General features: G+C 72.5%; 20 protein-coding genes. 6 read left to right on the top strand and 14 right to left on the bottom strand.

Translation table 11 applies throughout. The features are described 5' to 3' along the window. Nucleotides 1-109: 109 nt before the first annotated feature. Genes VMF70_12485 through VMF70_12475 form a run of 3 tightly spaced genes read right to left on the bottom strand, consistent with a single transcriptional unit; the run spans nucleotide 110 to nucleotide 3,340 of the window. Nucleotides 110-1,432, bottom strand: a complete 1,323-nt coding sequence (locus VMF70_12485; GenBank protein HTT68836.1) for an inositol-3-phosphate synthase — start codon at nucleotides 1,430-1,432, stop codon at nucleotides 110-112. Between the two features lies 1 nt (nucleotide 1,433). Then, nucleotides 1,434-2,129: a CDP-alcohol phosphatidyltransferase family protein gene (locus tag VMF70_12480; protein ID HTT68835.1), complete on the bottom strand. Its 696-nt coding sequence runs from the start codon at nucleotides 2,127-2,129 to the stop codon at nucleotides 1,434-1,436. A gap of 53 nt (nucleotides 2,130-2,182) precedes the next feature. Continuing rightward, the gene (locus VMF70_12475) at nucleotides 2,183-3,340 is read right to left on the bottom strand and encodes a DUF1343 domain-containing protein (GenBank protein ID HTT68834.1); all 1,158 of its coding nucleotides are present in this window, start codon (nucleotides 3,338-3,340) and stop codon (nucleotides 2,183-2,185) included. A gap of 72 nt (nucleotides 3,341-3,412) precedes the next feature. Between VMF70_12475 and VMF70_12470 the strand changes: the two genes are divergently transcribed. Both VMF70_12470 and VMF70_12465 read left to right on the top strand, forming a co-directional pair. After that, nucleotides 3,413-5,263 (top strand): glycoside hydrolase family 3 N-terminal domain-containing protein, encoded by a 1,851-nt coding sequence (locus VMF70_12470; GenBank protein HTT68833.1) that lies wholly within the window; start codon nucleotides 3,413-3,415, stop codon nucleotides 5,261-5,263. Next, complete coding sequence (locus VMF70_12465; GenBank protein ID HTT68832.1) at nucleotides 5,260-6,426, top strand: serine hydrolase domain-containing protein; 1,167 nt, start codon at nucleotides 5,260-5,262, stop codon at nucleotides 6,424-6,426. The genes VMF70_12470 and VMF70_12465 overlap by 4 nt, the downstream gene beginning before the upstream one ends. Here the strand turns inward: VMF70_12465 and VMF70_12460 are convergent. From VMF70_12460 to VMF70_12420, 9 genes are read right to left on the bottom strand one after another with little or no spacing between them, the layout of a single operon-like run. Further along, nucleotides 6,423-7,442, bottom strand: coding sequence for a lysylphosphatidylglycerol synthase domain-containing protein (locus tag VMF70_12460; protein ID HTT68831.1), 1,020 nt, complete (start codon nucleotides 7,440-7,442; stop codon nucleotides 6,423-6,425). The genes VMF70_12465 and VMF70_12460 overlap by 4 nt on opposite strands. Beyond that, nucleotides 7,439-8,467, bottom strand: coding sequence for a Gfo/Idh/MocA family oxidoreductase (locus VMF70_12455; protein ID HTT68830.1), 1,029 nt, complete (start codon nucleotides 8,465-8,467; stop codon nucleotides 7,439-7,441). The genes VMF70_12460 and VMF70_12455 overlap by 4 nt, the downstream gene beginning before the upstream one ends. Next, on the bottom strand, nucleotides 8,457-9,359 hold the full coding sequence (locus VMF70_12450; GenBank protein HTT68829.1) for a CDP-alcohol phosphatidyltransferase family protein: 903 nt from the start codon (nucleotides 9,357-9,359) through the stop codon (nucleotides 8,457-8,459). The genes VMF70_12455 and VMF70_12450 overlap by 11 nt, the downstream gene beginning before the upstream one ends. Beyond that, on the bottom strand, nucleotides 9,331-10,644 hold the full coding sequence (locus tag VMF70_12445; GenBank protein HTT68828.1) for an aspartate aminotransferase family protein: 1,314 nt from the start codon (nucleotides 10,642-10,644) through the stop codon (nucleotides 9,331-9,333). The genes VMF70_12450 and VMF70_12445 overlap by 29 nt, the downstream gene beginning before the upstream one ends. Before the next feature lie 23 nt (nucleotides 10,645-10,667). Continuing rightward, nucleotides 10,668-11,501, bottom strand: a complete 834-nt coding sequence (locus VMF70_12440) for a hypothetical protein (GenBank protein ID HTT68827.1) — start codon at nucleotides 11,499-11,501, stop codon at nucleotides 10,668-10,670. Between the two features lie 24 nt (nucleotides 11,502-11,525). After that, nucleotides 11,526-12,248, bottom strand: a complete 723-nt coding sequence (locus VMF70_12435; protein HTT68826.1) for an NTP transferase domain-containing protein — start codon at nucleotides 12,246-12,248, stop codon at nucleotides 11,526-11,528. Next, nucleotides 12,235-12,924 carry an HAD family hydrolase gene (locus VMF70_12430; protein ID HTT68825.1) on the bottom strand — a complete coding sequence of 230 codons (690 nt, stop codon included), beginning with the start codon at nucleotides 12,922-12,924 and terminating at the stop codon, nucleotides 12,235-12,237. The genes VMF70_12435 and VMF70_12430 overlap by 14 nt, the downstream gene beginning before the upstream one ends. 4 nt (nucleotides 12,925-12,928) lie before the next feature. Further along, the gene (locus VMF70_12425) at nucleotides 12,929-13,552 is read right to left on the bottom strand and encodes a CDP-alcohol phosphatidyltransferase family protein (protein ID HTT68824.1); all 624 of its coding nucleotides are present in this window, start codon (nucleotides 13,550-13,552) and stop codon (nucleotides 12,929-12,931) included. Continuing rightward, nucleotides 13,516-13,953, bottom strand: coding sequence for a hypothetical protein (locus VMF70_12420; GenBank protein HTT68823.1), 438 nt, complete (start codon nucleotides 13,951-13,953; stop codon nucleotides 13,516-13,518). Before VMF70_12420 ends, VMF70_12425 begins: the two co-directional genes overlap by 37 nt. Before the next feature lie 164 nt (nucleotides 13,954-14,117). On the opposite strand from VMF70_12420, the gene VMF70_12415 reads away from it, so the two are divergent. From VMF70_12415 to VMF70_12400, 4 genes are all read left to right on the top strand, one after another. After that, complete coding sequence (locus VMF70_12415) at nucleotides 14,118-14,480, top strand: iron-sulfur cluster assembly accessory protein (protein HTT68822.1); 363 nt, start codon at nucleotides 14,118-14,120, stop codon at nucleotides 14,478-14,480. Between the two features lie 70 nt (nucleotides 14,481-14,550). Beyond that, the gene (locus VMF70_12410) at nucleotides 14,551-16,056 is read left to right on the top strand and encodes a sodium:solute symporter (GenBank protein ID HTT68821.1); all 1,506 of its coding nucleotides are present in this window, start codon (nucleotides 14,551-14,553) and stop codon (nucleotides 16,054-16,056) included. Then, entirely contained in the window at nucleotides 16,053-16,955 is a 903-nt protein-coding gene (locus VMF70_12405) for a BadF/BadG/BcrA/BcrD ATPase family protein (GenBank protein HTT68820.1), read from the top strand. The genes VMF70_12410 and VMF70_12405 overlap by 4 nt, the downstream gene beginning before the upstream one ends. 22 nt (nucleotides 16,956-16,977) lie before the next feature. Then, complete coding sequence (locus tag VMF70_12400) at nucleotides 16,978-18,204, top strand: dicarboxylate/amino acid:cation symporter (protein HTT68819.1); 1,227 nt, start codon at nucleotides 16,978-16,980, stop codon at nucleotides 18,202-18,204. Between the two features lie 152 nt (nucleotides 18,205-18,356). On the opposite strand, the gene VMF70_12395 is transcribed toward VMF70_12400, so the two are convergent. Together VMF70_12395 and VMF70_12390 are read right to left on the bottom strand one after the other, a co-directional pair. Continuing rightward, complete coding sequence (locus VMF70_12395) at nucleotides 18,357-19,757, bottom strand: amino acid permease (GenBank protein HTT68818.1); 1,401 nt, start codon at nucleotides 19,755-19,757, stop codon at nucleotides 18,357-18,359. Between the two features lie 97 nt (nucleotides 19,758-19,854). Next, the gene (locus VMF70_12390) at nucleotides 19,855-22,005 is read right to left on the bottom strand and encodes a sodium-translocating pyrophosphatase (protein ID HTT68817.1); all 2,151 of its coding nucleotides are present in this window, start codon (nucleotides 22,003-22,005) and stop codon (nucleotides 19,855-19,857) included. Nucleotides 22,006-22,018: the final 13 nt, after the last annotated feature.

Genomic DNA, 22,018 nt, shown 5'->3' with positions numbered 1-22,018 from the left:
CCGCCGCCGCGCGCCGGCGGCGGCGGGGCCAGGAAGTACCACAGCACCCACGCGATGGCCACCAGCCCGGCCACGGTCACGACGGCCTTGGCGATCGTCATCAGGGTCGCTAGCGCTGGTAGTACTCGATGCCGAGGTGCGTGATCTGATCCTCGCCCATCAGGTAGCGCAGCGTGTTCTTGAGCTTGAACTGCTGGATGAAGAGGTCGTTCTCGGCCACCAGCCCCGGCGCGGCCATCGGGCTCTTGAAGTAGAACGAGAGCCACTCCTGGATGCCCGCCATCCCGGCGCGCTGCGCCAGGTCCATGAACAGCGTGAGATCGAGCACGATCGGGGCCGCGAGGATGGAGTCGCGGCACAGGAAGTCCACCTTGATCTGCATCGGGTAGCCGAGCCACCCGAAGATGTCGATGTTGTCCCAGCCCTCTTTGTTGTCGCGGCGCGGCGGATAGTAGTTGATCCGCACCTTGTGGAAGATGTTCCCGTACAGCTCGGGGTAGAGCTCCGGCTGGAGGATGTGCTCGAGCACGCCGAGCTTGGACTCCTCCTTGGTCTTGAACGACTCCGGGTCGTCGAGCACCTCGCCGTCCCGGTTGCCCAGGATGTTGGTGGAGTACCAGCCCGAGAGGCCGAGCATCCGCGCCTTCAGCATCGGGGCCAGCACGGTCTTCATGAGCGTCTGGCCGGTCTTGAAGTCCTTGCCGGCGATGGGCAGGCCGCGGTTCCGGGCCAGCTCCTGGAGGGCCGGCGTGTCCACCGCGAGGTTGGGCGCACCCATCGCGAAGGGCACCCCCTCCTGCAGCGCCGCCCAGGCGTACAGCATCGAGGGTGCGATGTCGACGTGGTTCTCGGCCATCCCCTTCTCGAACGCGGCGAGCGAGGCGTGCACCGCCCCCGGCCGGATGAAGATCTCGGTCGAGGCGCACCACACCATCACCAGCCGGTCCACCCCGCGGTCCTTCCGGAAGCGGCGGATGTCGTCCCGGAGCTGCTCGGCGAGGTCGCGCTTGGTCTTGCCCGTCTTCACGTTGGGGCCGTCGAGCTTCTTCACGTAGAACTGGTCGAACACCGCGGGCATCGGGACGATGCCCTTCAGGAACTCCGCGATCGGCGCCAGGTGGCGCTCCTCGAGCACGCCCGCCACCGTGGCCGAGCGGAAGGCGTCGTCCGGGATCGGGTCCCAGCCCCCGAACACCAGGTCCTCGAGCCGGGCGAGGGGCGCGAACTCGTGGATCAGCGGGGCGCGCCCCTCGGTGCGCTTGCCGAGGCGGATGGTGCCCAGCTGGGTCACCGAGCCCACCGGCCGGGCGAGACCGCGGCGGACGCTCTCCACGCCCGCGATGAACGTGGTGGCCACGGCGCCCATGCCGGGCAGGAGCACGCCGAGGCGCCCGTGCGCAGGTTGCACGGTGCGGGGAGCGTCGGGTGTCACGTCAGCGTCCTTTCGGAGCGGTGCCGGCGGCCGGCGCCGCCGCCCCGGCGCCGGGACCGGGGCCGGAGCCGTTGGTCATCCGGAACACGAAGGCCACGCGCTGGGCCACGGTGTACCAGGACAGGAGGGCGAGCACGCCGATGATCGCCAGCAGCAGGATGCCGTGGGGACCGCTGCCGAAGAACAGCGTCGGTGCGCCCACGCCGAGAATCCGCTCCGGCCGTTGCGCCAGGCCGACGCGGCACTCCACCCCGAGGCCTTCGGCGCGCGCCCGGGCATAGGAGACGAGGAACGAGCCGGTCAGCGCGGCCAGCGCCGCGATCACGCCCAGCACGGGCCGGGCCTGCGCGGCCGCCGTCTGGAAGTAGATCGCGATGCCGGCGTACAGGGCGGCCTCGCCGATCCGGTCCAGGGTGGAGTCGAAGAAGGCGCCGAACTTGGACGCCATCCCGCCGCGCCGCGCCACCTGCCCGTCGAGGATGTCCAGCAGTCCGGAGAGCAGCAGCCACAGGGCGCCGAGCCGCGGCTGGTCCAGGCCGAACGCCGCGCCGGCCCCGATCACCACGATCACGCTGGCCGAGGTGATCGTGTTCGGCCGGACGTGCATCCGGACCAGCCACTCTGCGATGGGACGGAGCAGATTGGGGAAGCCCGTGACCATCTGGGCGGGAAGCAGCCTGACGCTACGCTCGTTCATGGCTCGCGGCTCGTAGACTAACTCCGCGCGCGGGGAAGGCGCAAACGCAGAGCTCAGTACAGCAGATAGGGCCGCCTCAGCGCGAGGAACCGCCGCGCGTCGGCAGGCCAGGTCACGGCACCGCCCCACCGCGTGCCGAGCCGGCGCGCCAGGGCGATTGCGTCCACGGCGAGCGAGCGCGGCTCGAGGCTCCGGATGGTCGCGAGCAGGCGCAGCGCGTCCCGCACGGCGTCGCCCCGGGCCCGGTCGAACGCCCGGAAGCGCACCCCGGCGACCGTGACGCCCTCGTCCTTGCCGTCGCCGGCGCCGTGCGGCGTGAAGTGCACGGTGTCCAGGACGACGCCGTAGCGGCGCGCCATCACCCGGGCCACCCGCGCCGCCTCCAGCCACGGAGCGCCGACCTGCCGGAACGACGCGGCGGTGCCCCGCCCCACCGAGAGGTTGGTGGCCTCGAAGAGCACCGTGCCGGGATACCAGGCGAGGGCCTCGAGGTCCGGCAGGTTGGGCGACGGCCGCACCCACGGCAGGCCGGTGCGGTCGAACCAGTCGCAGCGCTGCCACCCCGCGACGGGCACCACCACGAGGTCGGCGCCGATCCCGAGCCGCGCGTTGGCGAACCGGGCCAGCTCGCCCAGCGTGAGCCCGTGCCGCAGCGGGACCGGCAGCATGCCGATGAACGACGCGTAGGCGGTGTCCAACAGCGGGCCCTGCACCGCACATCCGATGGGATTGGGACGGTCGAGGACCACGACGCGCCGGCCGGCCACGGCGGCGGCGCGGAGCGCGAGGACCGTGGTCGATACGAAGGTCCAGGTCCGCGCGCCGACGTCAGGCAGATCCACGACGAGCACGTCGAGGGCCGCGAGCTGGCCCGCCGTCGGCGCTCGACGCGCACCGTAGAGGCTGTAGATTGGAAGGCCGGTCGCCGAGTCCACGGCATCGAGCACCGGCTTGCCGGGGGCCGCGGCGCCCCTGAGGCCGTGCTCGGGCGCGAACAGCGCCACCAGGTGCACGCCGGGCTGCCGCGCCAGCCGGTCGATCGTCGAGATCCCCGCGGCGTCCACCCCCGCCTGGTTGGTGATCAGCCCGACGCGCCGGCCCGCGACCAGGCGGATCGAGTCGCGGAGCAGCACGTCGATGCCGGGGAGAACGGAGTGGGTGGTGTCGCGGACTGCAGGTGAGTTGCGAGACGGCGAGTTGCGAGTGGTCACCAGACGCGAGTGGACGGGCGGAGTCGCCGACGGGAGCGCGCCCGAAGCCACTACGAGGAGAACGCTGATTCCGTGACGCACCGCTCCGCCTCCGTCGCCGTTCTCGCCGTCGGCCTGCTGGCCGCCGGCTGTGCCCGGGTGATCGCCACCGCCGCGGCGCCGCCGGGGCCCGTTCCCGCCCCCGACACGTCCGCCGCCGGTCCCCCGCCGGCCGCGCCCGCCGCCGCCTTCACCCCGGGGCCCGGCGTGCCGCCGCTGAGCCTCACGCTGCGCGAGAAGGCCGCCCAGCTGGTGATGCCGTGGATCGCGGGCGACTACTGGGCCACCGACGCCGCCGCGCTGGACTCGGCCCTGAGGCTCGCCGCCGACGACGGCGTCGGCGGCTTCATCGTCGGCGTCGGCTCCTCGCCCTACGACATCGCCGTGAAGCTGAACGCGCTCCAGCACGCCGCGCGGGTCCCGCTCCTGATCGCCTCCGACCTCGAGTCGGGTCTCTCGGCCCGGGTGCGGGGCGGCACCGCGTTCCCGGGCAATATGGCGCTCGGTGCCACCGACCGGGAGCTGGACGCCTACGAGGTCGGGCGGGTGGTGGCGCTCGAGGGCCGCGCCATCGGCATTCACCTCGACTTCGCGCCCGTGGTGGACGTCAACAACAACCCGCGCAATCCGATCATCAACGTGCGGTCGTTCGGCGAGAACCCGCAGCGCGTCGCGGACCTGGGCAGCGCGTTCATCCGCGGCCTCCGCGAGCACGGGATGCTCAGCACGGCGAAGCACTTCCCCGGGCACGGCGACACCGGCGTCGATTCCCACATCGCCCTGCCCGAGATCACGGGCAGCCGCGCGCGCCTCGACTCGATCGAGCTGGTGCCGTTCCGGGCCGCGGTGCGCGAGGGGACCGACGCGGTCATGGCCGGCCACCTCGCGGTGCCGGGCCTCGCCGGCGCCGACGCGCCGCCGGCCACGCTGTCGCCCGTGGTGCTCGACACCCTGCTCCGGGGCGACCTGGGCTTCCACGGACTGATCGTCACCGACGCGCTCAACATGGGGGCCATCGTCAGTCGCTATGGCGCTTCGCAGGCGGCCGTCCGCGCGCTCGAGGCGGGGGCCGACGTGCTGCTGATGCCGGTGAGCGCGCGGGCGACGATCGACGCCGTGGCGGACGCCGTCGCGCGGGGCGAGGTGAGCGAGGCGCGGCTCGACTCGTCGGTGGCGCGGGTGCTCGCCGCCAAGGCGCGCGTCGGCCTGTTCCGGCAGCGCCTGGTCGACGTCGACCGGGTCGCGCAGGCCGTCGGGACGGCCGCGGACGCGGCGCTGGCCCAGGACATCTCCCAGCGCAGCCTGGTGCTGGTCAAGGACTCGCTCGGACTGGTGCCGCTCCCGGCGGCGCGCCGGCGGAAGGTGCTGCTGGTGGCGTACGGCGACGAAAACAGCCGCGACGTCGGCGCCGCACTCGCCGCCGCGCTGCGGGGCTCCGTGGACACCGTCCGGGCCATGAGGCTGTGGCCCGCCTCGGGGCCCGCATCGTTCGACTCGGTCCGGTCCGCGGCCGCGGGTGCCGGCGCCGTGCTGTTCCTCGCCGCATCGCGGCCCACGGCGTGGCACCCGGACGCGGTCGACATCCCGGACGGCGTCGCGGCACTGATGTCGCAGCTGGCCGCCGACGGCGCGCCGCTGGTGGCCGTGTCCCTCGGCAGCCCCTACGTGCTCGGCCAGATCCTGCCGGTGAGCACCTTCGTGGCCGCCTGGAGCGACACCGACCCGATCGAGCGCGCCGTGGCGCGGGCCCTGCTCGGCCTGGCGCCCGTCACCGGCCGCCTGCCGGTCTCCCTGCCGCCCGCCTACCCGGCCGGTACCGGTTTGGTGCGCGCCGGGCCTCCGGCCGCCCCGGCGCGCGGCGGTGCCGGCGGCGCGGTGCCGTGAGCGCGCTGCTCCTCGCCGCGTCGCTGCTCGCCATGACACGGGACACGACCTGGGCGCCGCTCGCGCGCTTGCTCGAGGAGAGCGTCGCGGCCAAGGCCTTCCCCGGGGCCGTCGTCGCCGTCGGGCGCCACGACACCGTCCTGTTCCTGCACGCCTTCGGCCACCTGGACTACGAGCACGGCCGCCGCGTCACGACGCGAACCGTGTACGACCTGGCCTCGCTCACCAAGGTCGTGGGGCTGACGACGGCCATGATGCAGCTGGTCGAGGAGGGCAAGGTCGGGCTCGACACGCCGGCCGTGCGCTACGTGCCGGCCTTCCACGACAGCACGGTCACGGTCCGCCAGCTCCTCACCCACGCCTCGGGCCTCCCGGCGTGGAGGCCGTTCTGGCAGCGGGTGCATACCCGCGAGGAGATGTTCGCGCTGGTCAACGCCGAGCCGCTCGAGCAGCCGCCGGGGACGAAGATGGTGTACTCGGACCTGGGCGCGATGGTCCTGACCGAGATCGTCGAGCACGTCACGGGGGAGCGGCTGGACCGATACCTCCGGATCCACCTCTTCCGGCCGCTGGGGATGCGCGACACGCGCTACCTGCCACCCGCCGGCTGGCGGAGCCGCATCGCGCCGACGGAGATCGACACGGCGTACCGGCACCGCCTGATCGTCGGCGAGGTGCACGACGAGAACGCCGCCTCGATGGGCGGCATCTCGGGGCACGCCGGGCTGTTCGGCACGGCGCCGGACCTGGCGCGATTCGCGCAGCTGATGCTGCGCACCTTGCGCGGCGAAAGCTCCAGCCGAAGGGCGCGGGCGCGAACCCCTCGTGGGACGGTCGAGGTCCACCTGCCCGGCGGCTTCGTCGACTCGGCCACCGTCGCGATGTTCACCCAGGTGCAAGATCCCGCCCTCTCGAGCCGCGCCCTGGGCTGGGACACCCCGAGCGAAGGCTCGAGCGCCGGGACCCGGCTCTCGGCACGGGCGTTCGGCCACACGGGCTTCACCGGCACGTCGATCTGGATCGATCCCGGGCAGGACCTGTTCGTCATCCTGCTCACGAACCGCGTGCACCCCACCCGGGCGAACGAGCAGATCCTCCAGGTCAGGCCGCGGGTGGCGGACCTCGCGGCCGCCGCGGCGGCCGCGCTCGAGCCCGCCCGCTAGCCCCCGCGCCCCGCGACGGCGCCCGCGGCCGCGTGCCCGGACCGCCGCCCGCTGGCGACCGGCAGGAGCGCGAGCCCGACGGCGATCCACACCGCCCAGCGCAGCCGCGTCACGATGCCCGCGTAGATGCCGAGGGACGACGGCAGGCCCAGGACACCGAAGATCAGACCCGTGCCACCCTCGCGCGATCCGAGATCGAACGGCACGAAGAACAGCAGGTTGAGGCCGAGCGTGATGAAGCTCCCCATCAGGAACGCCTGCAGGAATCCGATCGACGCCCCCACGCTGCGCGCGACGAGGTAGTACTCCAGCATCCCGATGGCGCGACCGGCGAAGTCGATGGCCAGCGCCACGAAGAAGCGCACCGGGCTGCGGTGGTAGAAGCCCGCGATCTGCTCGTCGAGCTGCATCAGCGTGTCGCGCCGGCCCTCCAGCGCCCGGGCCGCACGACGGAGCAGCGGCAGTCGCGAGAGGGCCGCGAGCGCCAGGCCGAAGATCCCGGCGCGGTGGCGGGAGAACACGAACACCACGAGACCCGCCAGCGTCGCGGCCGCCACCGCCAGGCCGAGGGCCACCGGTGCGGCCGGCCGGAACAGCGACAGCACCAGCACGATGGCCAGCAGCCAGGTGAGCATGTTGCTCAGCGTCGTGAGCATGTAGTAGGTGAGCACGGTGCCCGCGGCCGGGCGCGGGCCCAGCCACGAGGTGAGCGCGCCGATCTTGAACGGCTCGCCGCCGAGCTGGACGACCGGCGTCACGGAGTTGAGCGCGAACCCGGAGATCATGATGGCCCAGGTGCGGGCGTAAGGCGGCCGGCCCGGCTGGTCGGCCATCACCAGCCAGCAGGCCAGCGCGTAGCACGCATAGACGGCTGCGTACACCGCGACGATCGGCGCGAGCATCCAGCCCGTCTCGCGCAGGTTCTGCAGCAGCCGGCCCGGGCCGAGGTGCAGGAGCAGGAATACGAACAGCGCGGTGCCGACGAGCAGCAGGGCGACCCGCGCGCGTCGGCTCATGGCACCGGGACGGCAGGCGGCCTGGCGCTCGCGGCCGCGGAGGCGTAGGCGCGCTCGAGCACGTCGGCGACCGTGGCGATCTCGCGCAGGCCGGCTTCGGCATCCCCGCCCGCCATGGCGTCGGCGAAGTCCCGCAACAGCCCGGCGAACCAGTCCCTGTAGGCCGCCTTGTCCAAGGCGGCCGTGAAGTCGACGCGCTGGGCATCCCCGTCGGCGTCGAGCGTCAGCTCGCCGCCCGTCCAGGCGATGGTCCCGCGCTCACCCCAGAACCGGATCACGTTCTCGCGGCGCTGGCCCGCCCACGTCACGAAGATCGTGGCGGCCCGGCCGTCCGGGTACTCGAGCACGACCTGGGCGGTGTCCTCCACGTCGTAGTCGCGGTGACGCAGGCGGCCGGTCCACGCGCGCACGCCGGACGGCGCGCCCGCCACGTCGTCGAGCAGGTAGAGCAGGTGCGTGCCATGGTCGAGCAGCACGCCGCCGGCGCCCCCGGCGCGTGTCCCCCGCCACGGCACGCCGCCGCCCGACCGGCCGCCGCGATCGGCGTACGGCCGGTAGGTGCGGAACTCCGCCAGGTGCCAGCGGCCGATCCGGTCCGCGTCGAGCCAGGAGCGCAGCTGCCGCCAGGCGGGGTTGAAGCGGTACTGGTGACACGCCACGACGACCCGCCCGGCCCGGCGGGCGGCGTCCGCCACCCGCGCCGCGTCGCGCCGGGTGGTGGCGACGGGCTTTTCGCACAGCACGTGCCAGCCGCGCTCGAGCCCCCACAGCACCAGCTCGACGTGGGAGGCCGTCGGCGTGCACACGTCGATGAAGTCGAGGGGCTCGTAGGCCGCCAGCGCGGCGGCGTCGGCGACCCGCGGCAGGCCGGGGATGTCCGCCACGTCGGGCGCGGTGTCCAGCGCGACTACCAGCTCGAGCCGGCGCGCGACGCCGGCGTCGGCGTAGGCGGGGTGATGGGACTGCCGCGCCACTCCGCCGGCGCCGATCAGCGCGCCGCGGAGCGGCCGCCGCTCAGTCCGCAACGGTGGGCTCCGCGGCTCCGTCCGGCCGCACCCGCTCCAGGGCCGCGGCGTTGCGCTCGTGGACGAAGATGACGGCGATCATCACCAGGTTCATCGGCACGGCGGTCGTCCACAGGAACCAGGCCACGTGGCGGGCGAGCACGGCCGCGGCCAGGAGCGCGAACCGGATGTTGGTGGCGATCAGCGTGAGCACGGGCAGCAGCGGCGCCTGGCGACCGGCCCAGCGGCCGGCGAACGCTGCCCCGCGGCCCGCGCGGCGGACGGACTGCAGCGTCCGGTAGGTGACGGGGAACATCATCACCTGGCGGCGCACGTAGGCGCGGTACAGGCGGCGCGCGGCGCGCGCCCAACCGTCCCCAGGCTCCCCCCCCGGCAGGTCCTCGGGGAGATCGGTCTCGCCGCCGCCACCGGGACCCAGGTCGAGGAACGCGTTCTTGACGAAGTCCACCGCCGCGCCCTGGAGGGAGTGGCTCCAGATCGCGACCCCGACCAGCACCAGCGCCGGCCAGCCCCAGCCCTGGACGATCACGAGCCGGGCGAACAGGTGCACGTACAGGTTGAGGAACCGCGCGGTGTCGGACAGGCCGTCGAGCACCCGGCCGAGGCGGGTGGACGTGCCCCGGAGCCGCGCCAGCTGTCCGTCGGCGCTGTCGAAGAAGTCCGAGGCGACGAACAGCGCGACGCCCGCCAGGTTGATCCACACGCGGGGGTAGTACAGCAGGTGCCCGGCCACCAGGCCGACGACCAGGCCGGCCACCGTGACCTGGTCGGCCGTGACGCGGGTCGGCGCCAGCGCCCGGGCGATGTGGATGCCGACCGGCCGGAAGAAGTGGACGTCGGTCCACTCCTCGACCGAGGCTCCCTTAAGCGCCAGCGCGCTCTGCGGCCTCAACCAGCACGCCCTTCATCGTCGCCAGCGCTTCGAGCGCCTGCTCCGCGGTGATCACCAGCGGCGGATTGATCCGGACTTCGGGGTTGTAGATCATCGCCAGCACGCCGCGCGAGAGCAGGGTGTCGAACACCCACCGGGTCACCTTCTTGTCCAGCGGCGTGCGCGTCCCCGGCCTGACCAGGTCCATCCCGAGCATCAGCCCCCGGCCGCGCGCGTCGCTCACGATCGGGATCTCGCCCTCCCAGCGCTTCAGCTCCGCCAGCATCCGCTCGCCCAGCACCCGGGCGTGCTCGACCAGGCCCTCCTCGATGATGGTCTCGACGGTGACCCGTGCCGCCGCCGCCGCGAGCGGGTTGCCTCCGTAGCTCGACGAGCTGCCGCTGGGGTTGGCGAACGGCCTGGCGAAGGCCAGCGGCTCGCGAATGAGCAGGCCGCTCATCGGGAAGCCGCCGCCGAAGCCCTTGCCCACGGTGATGACGTCGGGCACGATGCCCTCGTGCTCGACGGCGAACATCTTCCCGGTGCGCCCGAAGCCGGTGATCATCTCGTCGCAGATGAGCAGCGCGCCGAGCTGGTCGGCGACCAGGCGCAGCGCCTTCAGGTAGCCCAGCGGCGGCACGACGTTGCCGGCGGTCCCCTGGATCGGCTCGACCACGATGGCCGCTACGTCACCGGCCGTCTCGAGCTCGATCTTCCGCTTCAGGAACTCGACGCAGTGCCACTCGCACGTCGGGAAGGTCATCCCGAACGCGCAGCGGGCGCACGAGGCGTACGGCGTGAGGTAGGTGCCCGGCATCAGCGGCCCGAGGGCGTGCTTGAAGTTGCTGCCGAGGACCGGCAGCACGCCGCCCGTCTTGCCGTGGAACCCGCCCCAGAAGCCGACGAACTCGGTCCGGCCGGTGTGCGACTTGGCCAGCCGGAACGCGGCCTCGACCGCCTCGGCACCGCCCGAGTAGAGCTGCGTCCGGTTGATGTCCCCGGGCGCGAGCCTCGCGAGGAGCTTCACCAGGGCGGCCCGGTGCTCGGTCGTGAAGCTGCCGACGTGCACCCGGGCGATCTGCCGCTGCATGGCCGCGACGTACTTCGGGTGGGCGTAGCCGAGACTCGCCACGCCGACGCCGGCCAGCAGATCGATGTAGCGATTCCCGTCAGCATCCCACAGCAGGGCGCCCTCGCCGTGGTCCATGCACAGCCGGCTGAACGTCGCCACGCTCTGAGTGCCCGGCGCGAGGAACTGCGCCTCGGCATCGAACGCCTGCTGGGACTTCGGTCCCGGGAGCTTCACGCCTGGTGCCTGGGAGACGGTGGTCACCCGTGGCCCGCCCTTTCGTGGATGTACCCGGCGATGGCGTCGGCCGCCGCCTCGCGGAACGGCGCGAAGCTCGGCCAGTCGTTGATGTCGATCAGCACGGGGCGGTCCGGGGCCGGCACCACCACGTCGCCGCCGAAGATCTCCAGCTCCAGCATCCGGGCCGCGGCGAACGCGAGCTCCCGGAGCTTCCCCTCGTCCACGGGCGGCGAGGCCGCAGATCCCTCCTGAGCACCGTAGTACCGGAAGAAGCGCCCGTCCGCAACCCCGTAGAACTTGATCACGGGGCCCGGTACGTGCTCCTGCACCGCCGCCCACGAGATGCCGCGCGCCGCGAACGCGGCGAGCGCGGCCGCGATCTCGCCCCGCGGCACCGACACCACGTCCTCGGGCCGCTCGGCGTGCACGTCGCCGCGCTTGATCCACACCCGCGCGCCGGCGCCGAACGACGCGGCCAGCTCCTGCTCCGGCGGCGGCGCGCCACGCGTGTGGACGATCAGGGTTCGCGGAAAGGCGAGGTCGCTGCCGGCCATCCGGCGCACCAGACGATGCCGGTGGCAGGCCAGCACGCTGCTCGGCCGATTGACGATCAGGGCGCCGTCGGCCTCGATGGGCGCCAGGCGCTCCGACGCCAGCGGCCCCTGGCACATGTTGACGAACAGCTCCGCCGCGGGGATGCGACCCGCTTCCACGTCGGGCTCCAGCGTGCGCTCGGCCTGCCAGCCCCGCTCCACCAGCCGGGCGACCGTGGCATCGAGGATGGCCGTGTCGTTCGTCCGATGCTGCAGCGGCGAGTACGACGGGCTCCGGTACAGCGCCACGAGCCGCCTCACGGCGCGCCCCGCGCGAACCACGCCTCAGCCATCACCGCCCAGCCAGGCGTTCGCCGCCTCGAGGTCGGCGAGGCGGTCGAGATCGATGATGCGCGGCGCCGGCACCGCGGCGACGACCAGTCCGCGGTCCACGATTCGCGCCAGGAAGTTCCGCATCCGCATCACCCCCGCGTCCACGGCTTCGCGCGCCAGGGCCCGCACACCCGGCGCGAACGCGTACACTCCGCCGGTCACGCTCACCGGCGCCATTGGCCGGTCCGCCAGGCGCCGTACCCTGCCGCCGGCGTCGGCGGAAACGTACAACGCCGCCTCGTCGTCCACGAAGGGGGTCACGGCGAGCACCGCGTCGGCCCCGCCGGCGAGGCTCGTCGCGGCCGCCGCGAACACGGCGCGCCAGTCCTGCGGCCGCATCACGGTGTCCACCATCGTCGCGAACACGGCCCCCTCGGGCACCAGGGCGAGGCCCTCCGCCAAAGTGTGCAGCGAGGAGGGCGTCCGGCAGCCGTGCACGCGCACGGAGCCGCGCCACGCCCGGCGCGCCAGGTCCGTCACCACGTCCGGGAAATCGTCCCGCACCAGGCAGGTGACCGTCGGGCAGCCGAGCGCGACCAGCGTCTCGATCAGGTGCACGGCCTGCGCGCGACCGCCGACCTGCACCATCGCCTTGGGCACCCGCACCCCGTCCGCCGCCAGCCGAGACCCTTCTCCGCCGGCCAGCACCAGCCCGTGCATGTCAGGCGACGGCACGCTCGAGCTCCGTGAGCCGTGCGATCCGCGCGGTGGGCGCGAGATCCGGCGGTCCGGCGCGGTCGGGCGGCGCGATCCAGCAGGTCTTGAGCCCCAGCCGCTGGGCCGGCCGGAGGTCGGCTTCGACGTTGTCCCCCACCATCCACGCGCCGTCCGCGCTCACGCCCACGTCCGCCAGCGCCGCGCGGAAGATCCGCTGGTCCGGCTTGGCGACGCCCACCACGGTGGAATCGAGCACCGCCCGGAACAGCTCCCGCAGCTCGAGCTCGGCGAGGCAGGGCTCGAGGTTGCCGGTGAAGTTCGAGACCACCGCGAGCCGGAAGCGGCGGCCGAGCCGCTCGAGCACGGGCCGGTTGCGCCGCACCACGGCGACCGCGTCGTCGTGCAGCTCGCGCGCCCACTCCGCCGCCGGCACGGCCTCGCCGCCCGGCAGGAGCGCGGCCAGCACGCGCACCTGCGCCTCGATCGCCGCGCGGAAGCCGAGCCGCCGGATGCCGGGCAGCTCGGCGAGCCTCGCCTCCGACGCCTTGAACAGCGCCTCGAACTCGCCGTACGGCAGCCGGCCCCCGCCGCGGCGGTAGGCGGCGTGGAAGCGCGCGCACCAGTGCACGCCATCGGCGTCGATGGTGCCCCCGAAATCGAGGAGGATCGCCTCCGGCGGGGCGGCTCCGCTCACGGGGTCAGCGGCGGGCGGCATCCGCCCGCTCGAGCGCGGCGGCGCGCGAGGCCACCGTATCCAGGTCGCCGCCCAGCGCGTCCATCCTCACCTGGAACCGGCAGTCGATGATCAGGAGCGCGATCACGTACCCCGCCAGGTTGGCGGCGAAGATCACCAGGAACAGCCAGCGCCAGGGCACCAGCAGCCCCAGGTAGAGCACCACGCGCTTGAGGCCCGGATCGAAGTGCGCGCGGTCGGTCACCGTGGTCAACAGGTAGATCGCCACCAGGGCCAGCAGCGCCAGGGTCCACGTGACCAGGCCGGCCGCCGCGAACGCGAGGAAGATGAGCGTCTCGGCGGCCCGGTCCAGCCGCGTGTCGAGGATGCGCCCCCGCTCGGAGTACAGCCCGAACTCCCGCGCGATGCCGCCGTCGAGCCCGTCGAGGATCTGGCCCACCGCCATGAGCACGAGGCCCCAGACCACCTGATGCGCCGCGATCAGCACGGCCGCGGGGACGGACGCCACGAACGACGCCCACGTCAGCTGGTCCGGCGTCAGCCCGAGGCGCAGGTGGAGGGCCCTGATGGCCCCCTTGAGGATGCGGTCGCCTAGCTTCGGCTCAGGAACAGGAGGACGTTCAGGCATAGCAGCACGGCGGCCAGCACCGCCTCCTTCACCCCGTCGGGGATGGAGACGAGCCAGCCGCGCGTCACCCAGGTGGAATACGGATAGAAGGGCATCTTCTCGTAGCGGACCGAGTAATCCATCGCGATGTGGATCGACAGAAACACGACCGGCACGAGCGTGCGCAGCGCCACCGCGAGCGGCACCACCCACAGCAGCGCCACCGGCTCCTGGAGCGACGAGCGCCAGTAGTAGCCGATCCGCTTCTTGAAGCCGCCGCTGCGGAGGTAGTAGGGGGCCTTCACGGCGTGGTCGGCGTCCACCGCGACCCCGAACGCGTAGGCAAGCGCGACGTCGCGGCCGTGCAGCCCGCCGAGCTGCACGCCCAGCGTCGTGGCCAGGATGTGCGTGAAGATCGTCACTCGGACCCCTCGGGCGCGGCCGGAGCCGCGCTCGTCGATCTGTAAGGGCTTGAAGGGGATACGGCGGCGAGGCGGGTGTCAAGTGGTCCGGGCCCCGGCGTTGACGCCGGCCACGCCCCCATCTAAGATGATAAGGGCATTCGGAATTCTTCGGTGGAGGGTACGTGGGCGCGACACAGCACGAGCAGGCGGCGATCCAGCTCACGCTGACGGCGGCGGCCGCCGAGCAGATCCGGAAGGTGTTCGAGTCCGAGGGTGCGCCGGCGGCGACGGCCGGCCTGCGCGTGGGCGTGATGCCGGGCGGCTGCTCGGGCTTCAAGTACGCGCTGGCAATCGAGGACCAGCCGGCCGAGGACGACGTGGTGATCGAGTCGTCGGGCGTGCGGCTGTTCGTGGACAGCTTCAGCGGCCAGTACCTGAACGGCGTGACGATCGACTACGTGGTGACGATGCAGAGCAGCGGCTTCACGTTCGAGAATCCCAACGCGACCGGCGGCTGCGGCTGCGGGAGCAGCTTCACGGTCTAGCACCGACCGCGGCGCCGCGGACACCTCGGGGCCTGGAGAAATCACCTCCGGGCCCCTTTCTTTGGCGGCCATGCGCGGGGTGGACTGGGTCGTGGCCGCGGCGTACCTGGCGGGCGTGGTCGCGGCCGGGACATGGCTCGGGCGCCGGCAGACCGGTGCCTCGGACTACTTCCTCGGCCGGCATCGCCTGCCGTGGTGGGCGATCCTGCTCTCGATCGTCGCGGCCGAGACCTCCGCGATCACGGTCATCTCGGTCCCCGGCATCGCCTATGCCGGCGACCTGACCTTCCTGCAGCTCGCCTTCGGCTACCTCGTGGGCCGCATCGGCATCGCGTGGCTGCTGCTGCCCGCCTATGCCAAGGGCGAGCTCATGACCGCCTACCAGGTGCTCGGCACGCGCTGGGGCCCGCACGCGCGGCGCACGTCGTCGGCGGTGTTCATGCTGACGCGTGCCATGGCCGACAGCGTGCGCATCTTCGCCACGGCGATCCCGCTCGCGGTCATCACGGGCTGGTCGTACCCCGTCTCCATCGTCGTGCTCGGCGCGGCGACCCTGCTGTACACGTACACCGGCGGCCTGCGCGCCGTCGTGTGGATGGACGTCGTGCAGCTCGGCGTGTACCTGCTCGCGGGCGGCGCGGCGCTGGCGGTGGCCCTGCACCTCGCGCCCGGCGGCCTGAGCGCGGCCGCCGCCGCCGGCAAGCTGCGCGTGATCGATTTCGGCGCATCGCTCACCGCGCCCTACGCGTTCGTCACGGCCGTGGTGGGCGGCGCCCTGCTCTCGGCGGCGTCGCACGGCACCGACCAGCTGATCGTGCAGCGGCTGCTGGCCACGCGCTCACTCGGCGACGCGCGGCGGGCGCTGGTCGGGAGCGGCGTGGTCGTGATCGCCCAGTTCACGCTGTTCCTGCTGGTGGGAACGGCGATGTGGGCGGCGTTTCCGGCCGCGCGCGCGCTGCGCGGGGACGAGGTGTTCCCGCGGTTCATCACGACCCACCTGGCGGGCGGCCCCGCCGGGCTGGCGGTGGCCGGCCTGCTGGCGGCGGCGATGAGCACCCACGCCTCGGCCATCAACTCGCTGGCGTCGGCGACGACGAACGACTTCTACGCCCCCCTCACCGGGCGCGGCGGCGACGACCGCCACCTGCTCCGGGTGGGCCGGATCTTCACCCTGCTGTGGGGCACCGTGCTCGTCCTGGGCGCGCTGCTGTTCCGGCAGCGCGAGGCGCCGGTGGTGGTCGTGGCGCTGTCGATCGCGTCGCTCACCTACGGCCCGCTGCTCGGCGCCTTCGTCCTGGCGCGGTTCGCCCGGGTGCGGGAGCGCGACGTCGTGGCGGCGCTGCTCGCCGCCTCGGCGCTGATGGCGGTGGTGGTGTTCGCGGGCCCGCTTGCGTCGTGGCTGGGAGGCCCCGGTATGTTGCTCGCCATGAGCCGCCTGGCGTGGCCCTGGTACGTGCCGCTCGGCACCGCGCTGACCGTGACCGCCGGTCTCGGTCTGTCGGCGCTGCCGCCCCGTGCCGCCGCGCCAAGGCGCGAGGCGGGGGGCGCAGGCTCCGGTGGGGCCGCGCGGGCATGAGAATCCTGATCGGCGTGGACGCCGGCGCGTCGCACTCGACCGCTGCGGTGGCCAACGAGCACGGCACGGTGCTGGTGCGCTCGGACGGCGGTCCCGGGGCGATGCGGCCCGGCGCGGCGGCCGCGGTGGCGGCGCGGATCCTCGACACCTGCCGCGAGGCGCTCCACAAGGCGGAGCGCGAGGTCAGGGGCGACGTGCTGGTCGTGGGCGCGGCCGGCGTCGGCCGGGAGGAGGAGCGCCTGGCGCTCCAGGCCGCCCTGGAGGACGCCGGGCTCGCGCCCCGAGTCGCGGTGACGGTGGACGGCGCGATCGCGCTCCAGTCCGCCTTCGGCGACGCCGCCGGCATCGTGCTGCTCGCCGGCACCGGCTCGGTGGCCTGGGCGCGCCTCCCGGGCGGCGACACCGCGCGCGTCGGGGGCCTCGGCGCCGTGGTGGGCGACCAGGGCTCCGGCTACGAGCTGGCGCGCCAGGCGCTCCGCGCCGTCGGCCTCTCGATCGAGGGGCGCGGCCGCCGCACGACGCTGTCGGCCCGGCTGCTCGCGCGGCTGCGGCTCACCGGCCTCGGCGAGCTGGTGCGCTGGGCCACCGTGGCCGACATCCCGATGGTGGCGACCCTCGCGCCCGACGTGCTCGCCGCCGCCGAGGAGGGCGACGCGGTCGCGGGGGCGCTGGTGGACGCGGGCGCCGACGACCTGGCGACCCACGTGCGCGCGCTGGCCGAGCGGTACCCCCGCGGCGCCGAGGTCGGCGTGGCGCTCGGCGGCAGCCTGCTGGCCCGGAACGACGACTACCGCAAGCGGGTGGTCGCCCGGATCGTGGCCGACGTGCCGTCGGCGACCATCCGGCCCGAGCCGGTGGACCCGGTGCTGGGCGCCGTGCAGCTCGCCCGGGCGCTCTGACCCTCCCCCCCCGAGACCAGCCATGTGGGCCTTCCTCAAGCAGCGCACGCTGACGCAGTGGATCCTCGCCGGGATGGTGGCGGGCGTGGTGCTCGGGTGGGCCGCGCCCGGCGTCGGCGAGAGCCTGCAACCGCTCTCGACGCTGTTCCTCCGGGCGATCAAGTCCATCATCGTGCCGCTGGTCTTCGCCACCCTCGTCGTCGGGATCACCGGCCACGGTGACGACCTGAGGAAGGTGGGGCGGCTCGCGGTGCGGGCGGTGGTCTACTTCGAGGTCGTGACCACGCTCGCGCTGGTCGTGAGCCTGGTGATGGTGAACGCGCTCGAGCCGGGCGTCGGTGTCGCCCTGGGCGGCGCCGCGGCCGCCGCCCCCGCGGTCGCAGCGAAGACCACGCTCGCGACGATCCTCCAGCACATCGTCCCGCAGAGCTTCTTCGAGGCCGCCGCCGCGAACGAAGTGCTGCAGGTGGTCTTCTGGTCCATCCTGTTCGGCCTCGCGCTCACCCAGGTCAGGGGGCGGCCGAGGGAGGTGGTCGTCGAGTTCTGCGGCGGCCTGGCGGAGGTGATGTTCAAGTTCACGGCCATCGTGATGAAGTTTGCGCCCATCGGCGTCGGCGCCGCGCTGGCCTTCACCGTCGGGCACGGCGGGCTCAAGGTCCTGGCGAGCCTGGGCGCGCTGATCCTCACCCTGTACGCCGCGCTCGCGGTCTTCGTCCTCGTCGTGCTGCTCCCCGTGATCCTGCTGACGCGGGTGCCGCTGGGCGCCTTCGTCCGGGCGATCAAGGAGCCCGCCCTCATCGCGTTCTCGACCGCGTCGTCGGAGGCGGCCCTGCCGCTGGCGATGGAGCGCATCGAGCAGATGGGGGTGCCGCGGCGGATCGTCGCCTTCGTCATCCCGGTCGGGTACACGTTCAACCTCGACGGCTCGACGCTCTACCTCGGCGTGGCCTCGATCTTCGTCGCGCAGGCGGCGGGCGTGCACCTCGCGCTGGGCCAGCAGCTGCTCATGATGCTGACGCTGATGCTGACGAGCAAAGGCGTGGCGGGCGTGCCGCGGGCGGCCATCGTGATCCTCGCCGCCACCGTCGCCTCCTTCAATCTCCCGGTCGAGGCCGTGGCGGTGGTCTTCGGCGTGGACCAGCTGATGGACATGGCCCGCACCGCGATCAACGTCGTGGGCAACGGGCTGGCGGCGTGCGTGATGGCCCGATGGGAAGGCGAGTTCGTTCCGCCAGAGGGGAGTGTGTAGGGGTCGGACGGCAGATCAGTTGCCAGACGCCAAGCTGCCAGTGGTTCCAAGTCGAGAGTGAACGGAATTCAGACCAGTTGCCAGTACTTGCAACTGGACTGGTCCCGATCACTCGCGTCTGGTAACCACTGGCAACTTGGCGTCTGGCAACTCTACTGCAAACTGCGGTCTCCGGACTGCAGACTCAGCGCACGCACCCGGCTGTGTCTCACGCCGTACGTGAAGTAGATCACCCCGCCGATCAGCAGCCACACGGCGAACCGGATCCACGTCAGCAGCGGCAGCGCGAGCATCAGGTAGAGGCAGAACGCCACCGACACGAGCGGCAGGAGCGGCACCCACGGGGTGCGGAACGGCCGCGGGCGGTCGGGATCGGTGCGGCGCAGGACGATGATGCCCAGGGCCACGAGCACGAAGGCGAACAGGGTCCCGATGTTGGTGAGCTCGAGCACCACGCCGATGGGGACGAAGGCGGCCCCGACGGCGACCACGATGCCGGTCACGATCGTCGTCACGTGCGGCGTCTTGAACCGCGGATGCACCTTCGCGGCCCAGGGCGGGAGCAGGCCGTCGCGGGCCATGGACATGAAGATCCGCGCCTGCCCGAGCTGAAAGACCAGCAGCACCGAGGTCATCGCCGCCACGGCCCCGAGCGAGAGGATGCCGGCGGCCCAGTCGGCGTGGATGTACTGCAGCGCCACCGCCAGCGGGTCCGGGACGTCGAGCTGGTTCCAGGGAATGAGCCCGGTCAGGGCCAGCGCGATGGCGACGTAGAGGATGGTACAGATGATCAGCGAGGCGATGATCCCGATCGGGATGTCCCGCTGCGGGTTCTTCGCCTCCTCGGAGGCCGTGCTCACCGCGTCGAAGCCGATGTACGAGAAGAAGATGATCGCCGCGCCCACGCTGATCCCCCTGAAGCCGTGCGGCGCGAAGCTGGGCGTGACCCACTGGTGGGGGTGGAGGGCGGCGAACCCGACGGCGAGGAACAGCAGGATCACCGCCAGCTTGATGCCCACCATCAGCGTGTTGACCCACGACGACTCCTGCACCCCGATCACCAGCACCACCGTGATCAGCCCGACGATGGCCAGGGCCGGAAGGCAGAACACGATCGGAATGGAGCCCAGGTGGGGCGCCGAGGCGACGATGGCCGGATTGGCGAGGCCCGAGATGGTGTCGGTCACCAGCCACCGCGGCAGCGCGATGCCAACGCCGCGCAGGAACGAATCGAAGTACCCCGCCCAGCCGACGGCGACGGCCACGTTGCCGACCGCATACTCGAGGCACAGGTCCCAGCCGATGATCCACGCCACCAGCTCGCCCAGCGTGGCGTAGGCGTAGGTGTACGCGCTGCCCGCGATGGGGATCAGGGCGGCGAACTCGGAGTAGGTGAGGGCGGCGAGCGCGCTGGTGACGCCCGCCAGCGCGATCGACACGACGATCGCGGAGCCCGCGCCCACGTGGCCCGCGTCGCCGCTGATGGCCGTGCCGATGGCCGCGAAGATGCCGGCACCGATGATCGCCCCGATGCCGAGCGCGGTGAGCGCCACGGGACCGAGGCTGCGCTTCAGCCCGCCGCCGACCTGCCCGTCGGCGACGCACTGATCGACGGTCTTGCGGGCGAGAAGCTGGTTCAGAGCGCCTGGCTCAGATGAAGAGCGGCGCCAGCACCAGCGTCACGGTGCTCAGCAGCTTGATCACGACGTGGAGCGACGGACCGGCGGTGTCCTTGAAGGGATCACCCACCGTGTCGCCGACTACGCCCGCCTTGTGGGCGAACGAGCCCTTGCCGCCGTACTCGCCCATCTCGATGAACTTCTTGGCGTTGTCCCACGCGCCGCCGCCGTTGTTGAGCATCAGCGCCACGAGGATGCCGGTGATGGTGGCCACCATCAGGAACGCCGCCACCGCCTCGGCGCCGAGGCCCAGCAGCCGGAAGACGAGCCCGACCGCGATCGGCATGCCGACCACCAGCAGGCCCGGCGCGACCATCTCCTTCAGGGCGCCGACGGTCACGATGTCCACGCAGCGCGCGTAGTTGGGCCGCGAGGTGCCCTTGAGGATCCCGGCGTCCTCCGAGAACTGGCGCCGCACCTCTTTGATCACGCTCACCGCCGCCTTCTGCACCGCGTTGATCGCGAGCGAGCTGAACCAGAAGATCAGCATCGCCCCCAGGAGCGCCGCCACGAAGATCTCGGGCTTGGCGATGTCCACCGCGGTGAACGGCTTGCCGGTGTAGAAGCCGATCTCGTCCATGTAGGCCGAGAAGAGCAGGAACGCCGCCAGCGCCGCGGAGCCCACGGCATAGCCCTTGGTCAGGGCCTTGGTCGTGTTCCCCACCGCGTCGAGCCGGTCCGTCTTCTTGCGGATCTCCTCGGGCTGCTTCGACATCTCGATGATGCCGCCGGCGTTGTCGGTGATGGGCCCGAACGTGTCCATCGCGAGGATGTAGGCCGCGGTTCCCAGCATGCCCATGGTCGCGACCGCCGTGCCGAACAGGCCGCCGCCCGGCACCGCGCTCTTGCCGAGGTGGTAGGAGGCGATGATCGCCAGTCCGATCACGAACGCCGGCAGCGCCGTGCACTCCAACGCCACCGCGAAGCCCGAGATGATGTTGGTCGCCGGGCCGGTCACCGACGCCGCCGCGATCGTCTTCACCGGGCGGTAGCGGTACTCGGTGTAGTACTGGGTGATGTACACGAACGCGACGGAGGTCGCGATGCCGATCACCCCCGCCGCGGCGAAGTGCCACCACGCGTCGGGATTGCCCGGGAACTGGAGCAGCCAGTACGTGCCGCCGACGAAGCCGACGGCCGCGAGCACCGCGGCGGTCCAGTAGCCGCGGTTCAGCGCCTTCATCGGGTCCTCGGCCTCCTTCGCCTTCACCGTCACGATGCCGACGATGGAGGCGATGAGGCCGAAGGCGCGGACCACCAGCGGGAAGAGCATCACGCCGATGATCGAGAACGCCGCTCCCGGATTGGCCAGCTGCACCCGCAGCGCGAGGGTGGCACCCAGAATCATTGCGCCGATGTTTTCGGCCGCCGTGGACTCGAACAGGTCGGCGCCGCGGCCGGCGCAGTCGCCGACGTTGTCGCCCACCAGATCGGCGATCACCGCCGGGTTGCGGGGGTCGTCCTCGGGGATGCCGGCCTCGACCTTCCCCACCAGGTCCGCGCCGACGTCGGCGGCCTTGGTGTAGATGCCGCCGCCGAGCTGCGCGAACAGCGCCACGAAGGAGGCACCGAAGCCGTAGCCGACGATGATCAACGGGATCTTGGTGTCGGGGATGCTGGTCAGGCTGTGCACGAGGAAGTACAGCCCGCCCACGCCCAGCAGGCTCATCGCCACCACGAACAGGCCGGACACCGCGCCGCCCCGGAGCGCGGCCTGCAGCGCGCGGTTGAGGCTGGTACGGGCCGCGCTGGCCGCACGGATGTTGGAGCGGATCGAGACGAACATCCCCACGTACCCGGCGACGCCGGAGCACAGCGCACCGAAGAAGAACGACGCGGTCGTGGCCAGCGTGAGCCAGAGCCGCGACACCTCGTGCGGATCGTTCGGGCTCGGCGCGCGCACCAGCTGGTAGATCAGGAAGATGATGAGTCCCACGACCACCGACAGCAGCGCGATGGTGCGGTACTGGCGCTTGAGGAAGGCTTCCGCGCCTTCCTGGATGGCGTCGGAGATGGTGCGCATCTCCGGGGTGCCGTTGTCCATCTTGAGCACCCAGCGCGCGAGGCCGAGGGCGACGAGGAGCGCCAAGACGCTCACGATCAGGACCAGGCTGATGATCATGGGTTTCCAGAGT

It is taken from the genome of Gemmatimonadales bacterium, from assembly GCA_035502185.1.
Lineage (GTDB): Bacteria > Gemmatimonadota > Gemmatimonadetes > Gemmatimonadales > JACORV01 > Fen-1245.
Note: the sequence above shows the minus strand (reverse complement) of the source record. Positions and strands in the feature narration are given on the sequence as shown.

What these genes read in the sequence shown, in the direction of transcription:
- VMF70_12480 (HTT68835.1), bottom strand. Translation starts at nt 2,129, where the DNA reads ATGAACGAGCGTAGCGTCAGGCTGCTTCCCGCCCAGATGGTCACGGGC.
- VMF70_12460 (HTT68831.1), bottom strand. Translation starts at nt 7,442, where the DNA reads ATGAGCCGACGCGCGCGGGTCGCCCTGCTGCTCGTCGGCACCGCGCTG.
- VMF70_12425 (HTT68824.1), bottom strand. Translation starts at nt 13,552, where the DNA reads ATGCCTGAACGTCCTCCTGTTCCTGAGCCGAAGCTAGGCGACCGCATC.
- VMF70_12410 (HTT68821.1), top strand. Translation starts at nt 14,551, where the DNA reads ATGCGCGGGGTGGACTGGGTCGTGGCCGCGGCGTACCTGGCGGGCGTG.
- VMF70_12405 (HTT68820.1), top strand. Translation starts at nt 16,053, where the DNA reads ATGAGAATCCTGATCGGCGTGGACGCCGGCGCGTCGCACTCGACCGCT.
- VMF70_12400 (HTT68819.1), top strand. Translation starts at nt 16,978, where the DNA reads ATGTGGGCCTTCCTCAAGCAGCGCACGCTGACGCAGTGGATCCTCGCC.
- VMF70_12390 (HTT68817.1), bottom strand. Translation starts at nt 22,005, where the DNA reads ATGATCATCAGCCTGGTCCTGATCGTGAGCGTCTTGGCGCTCCTCGTC.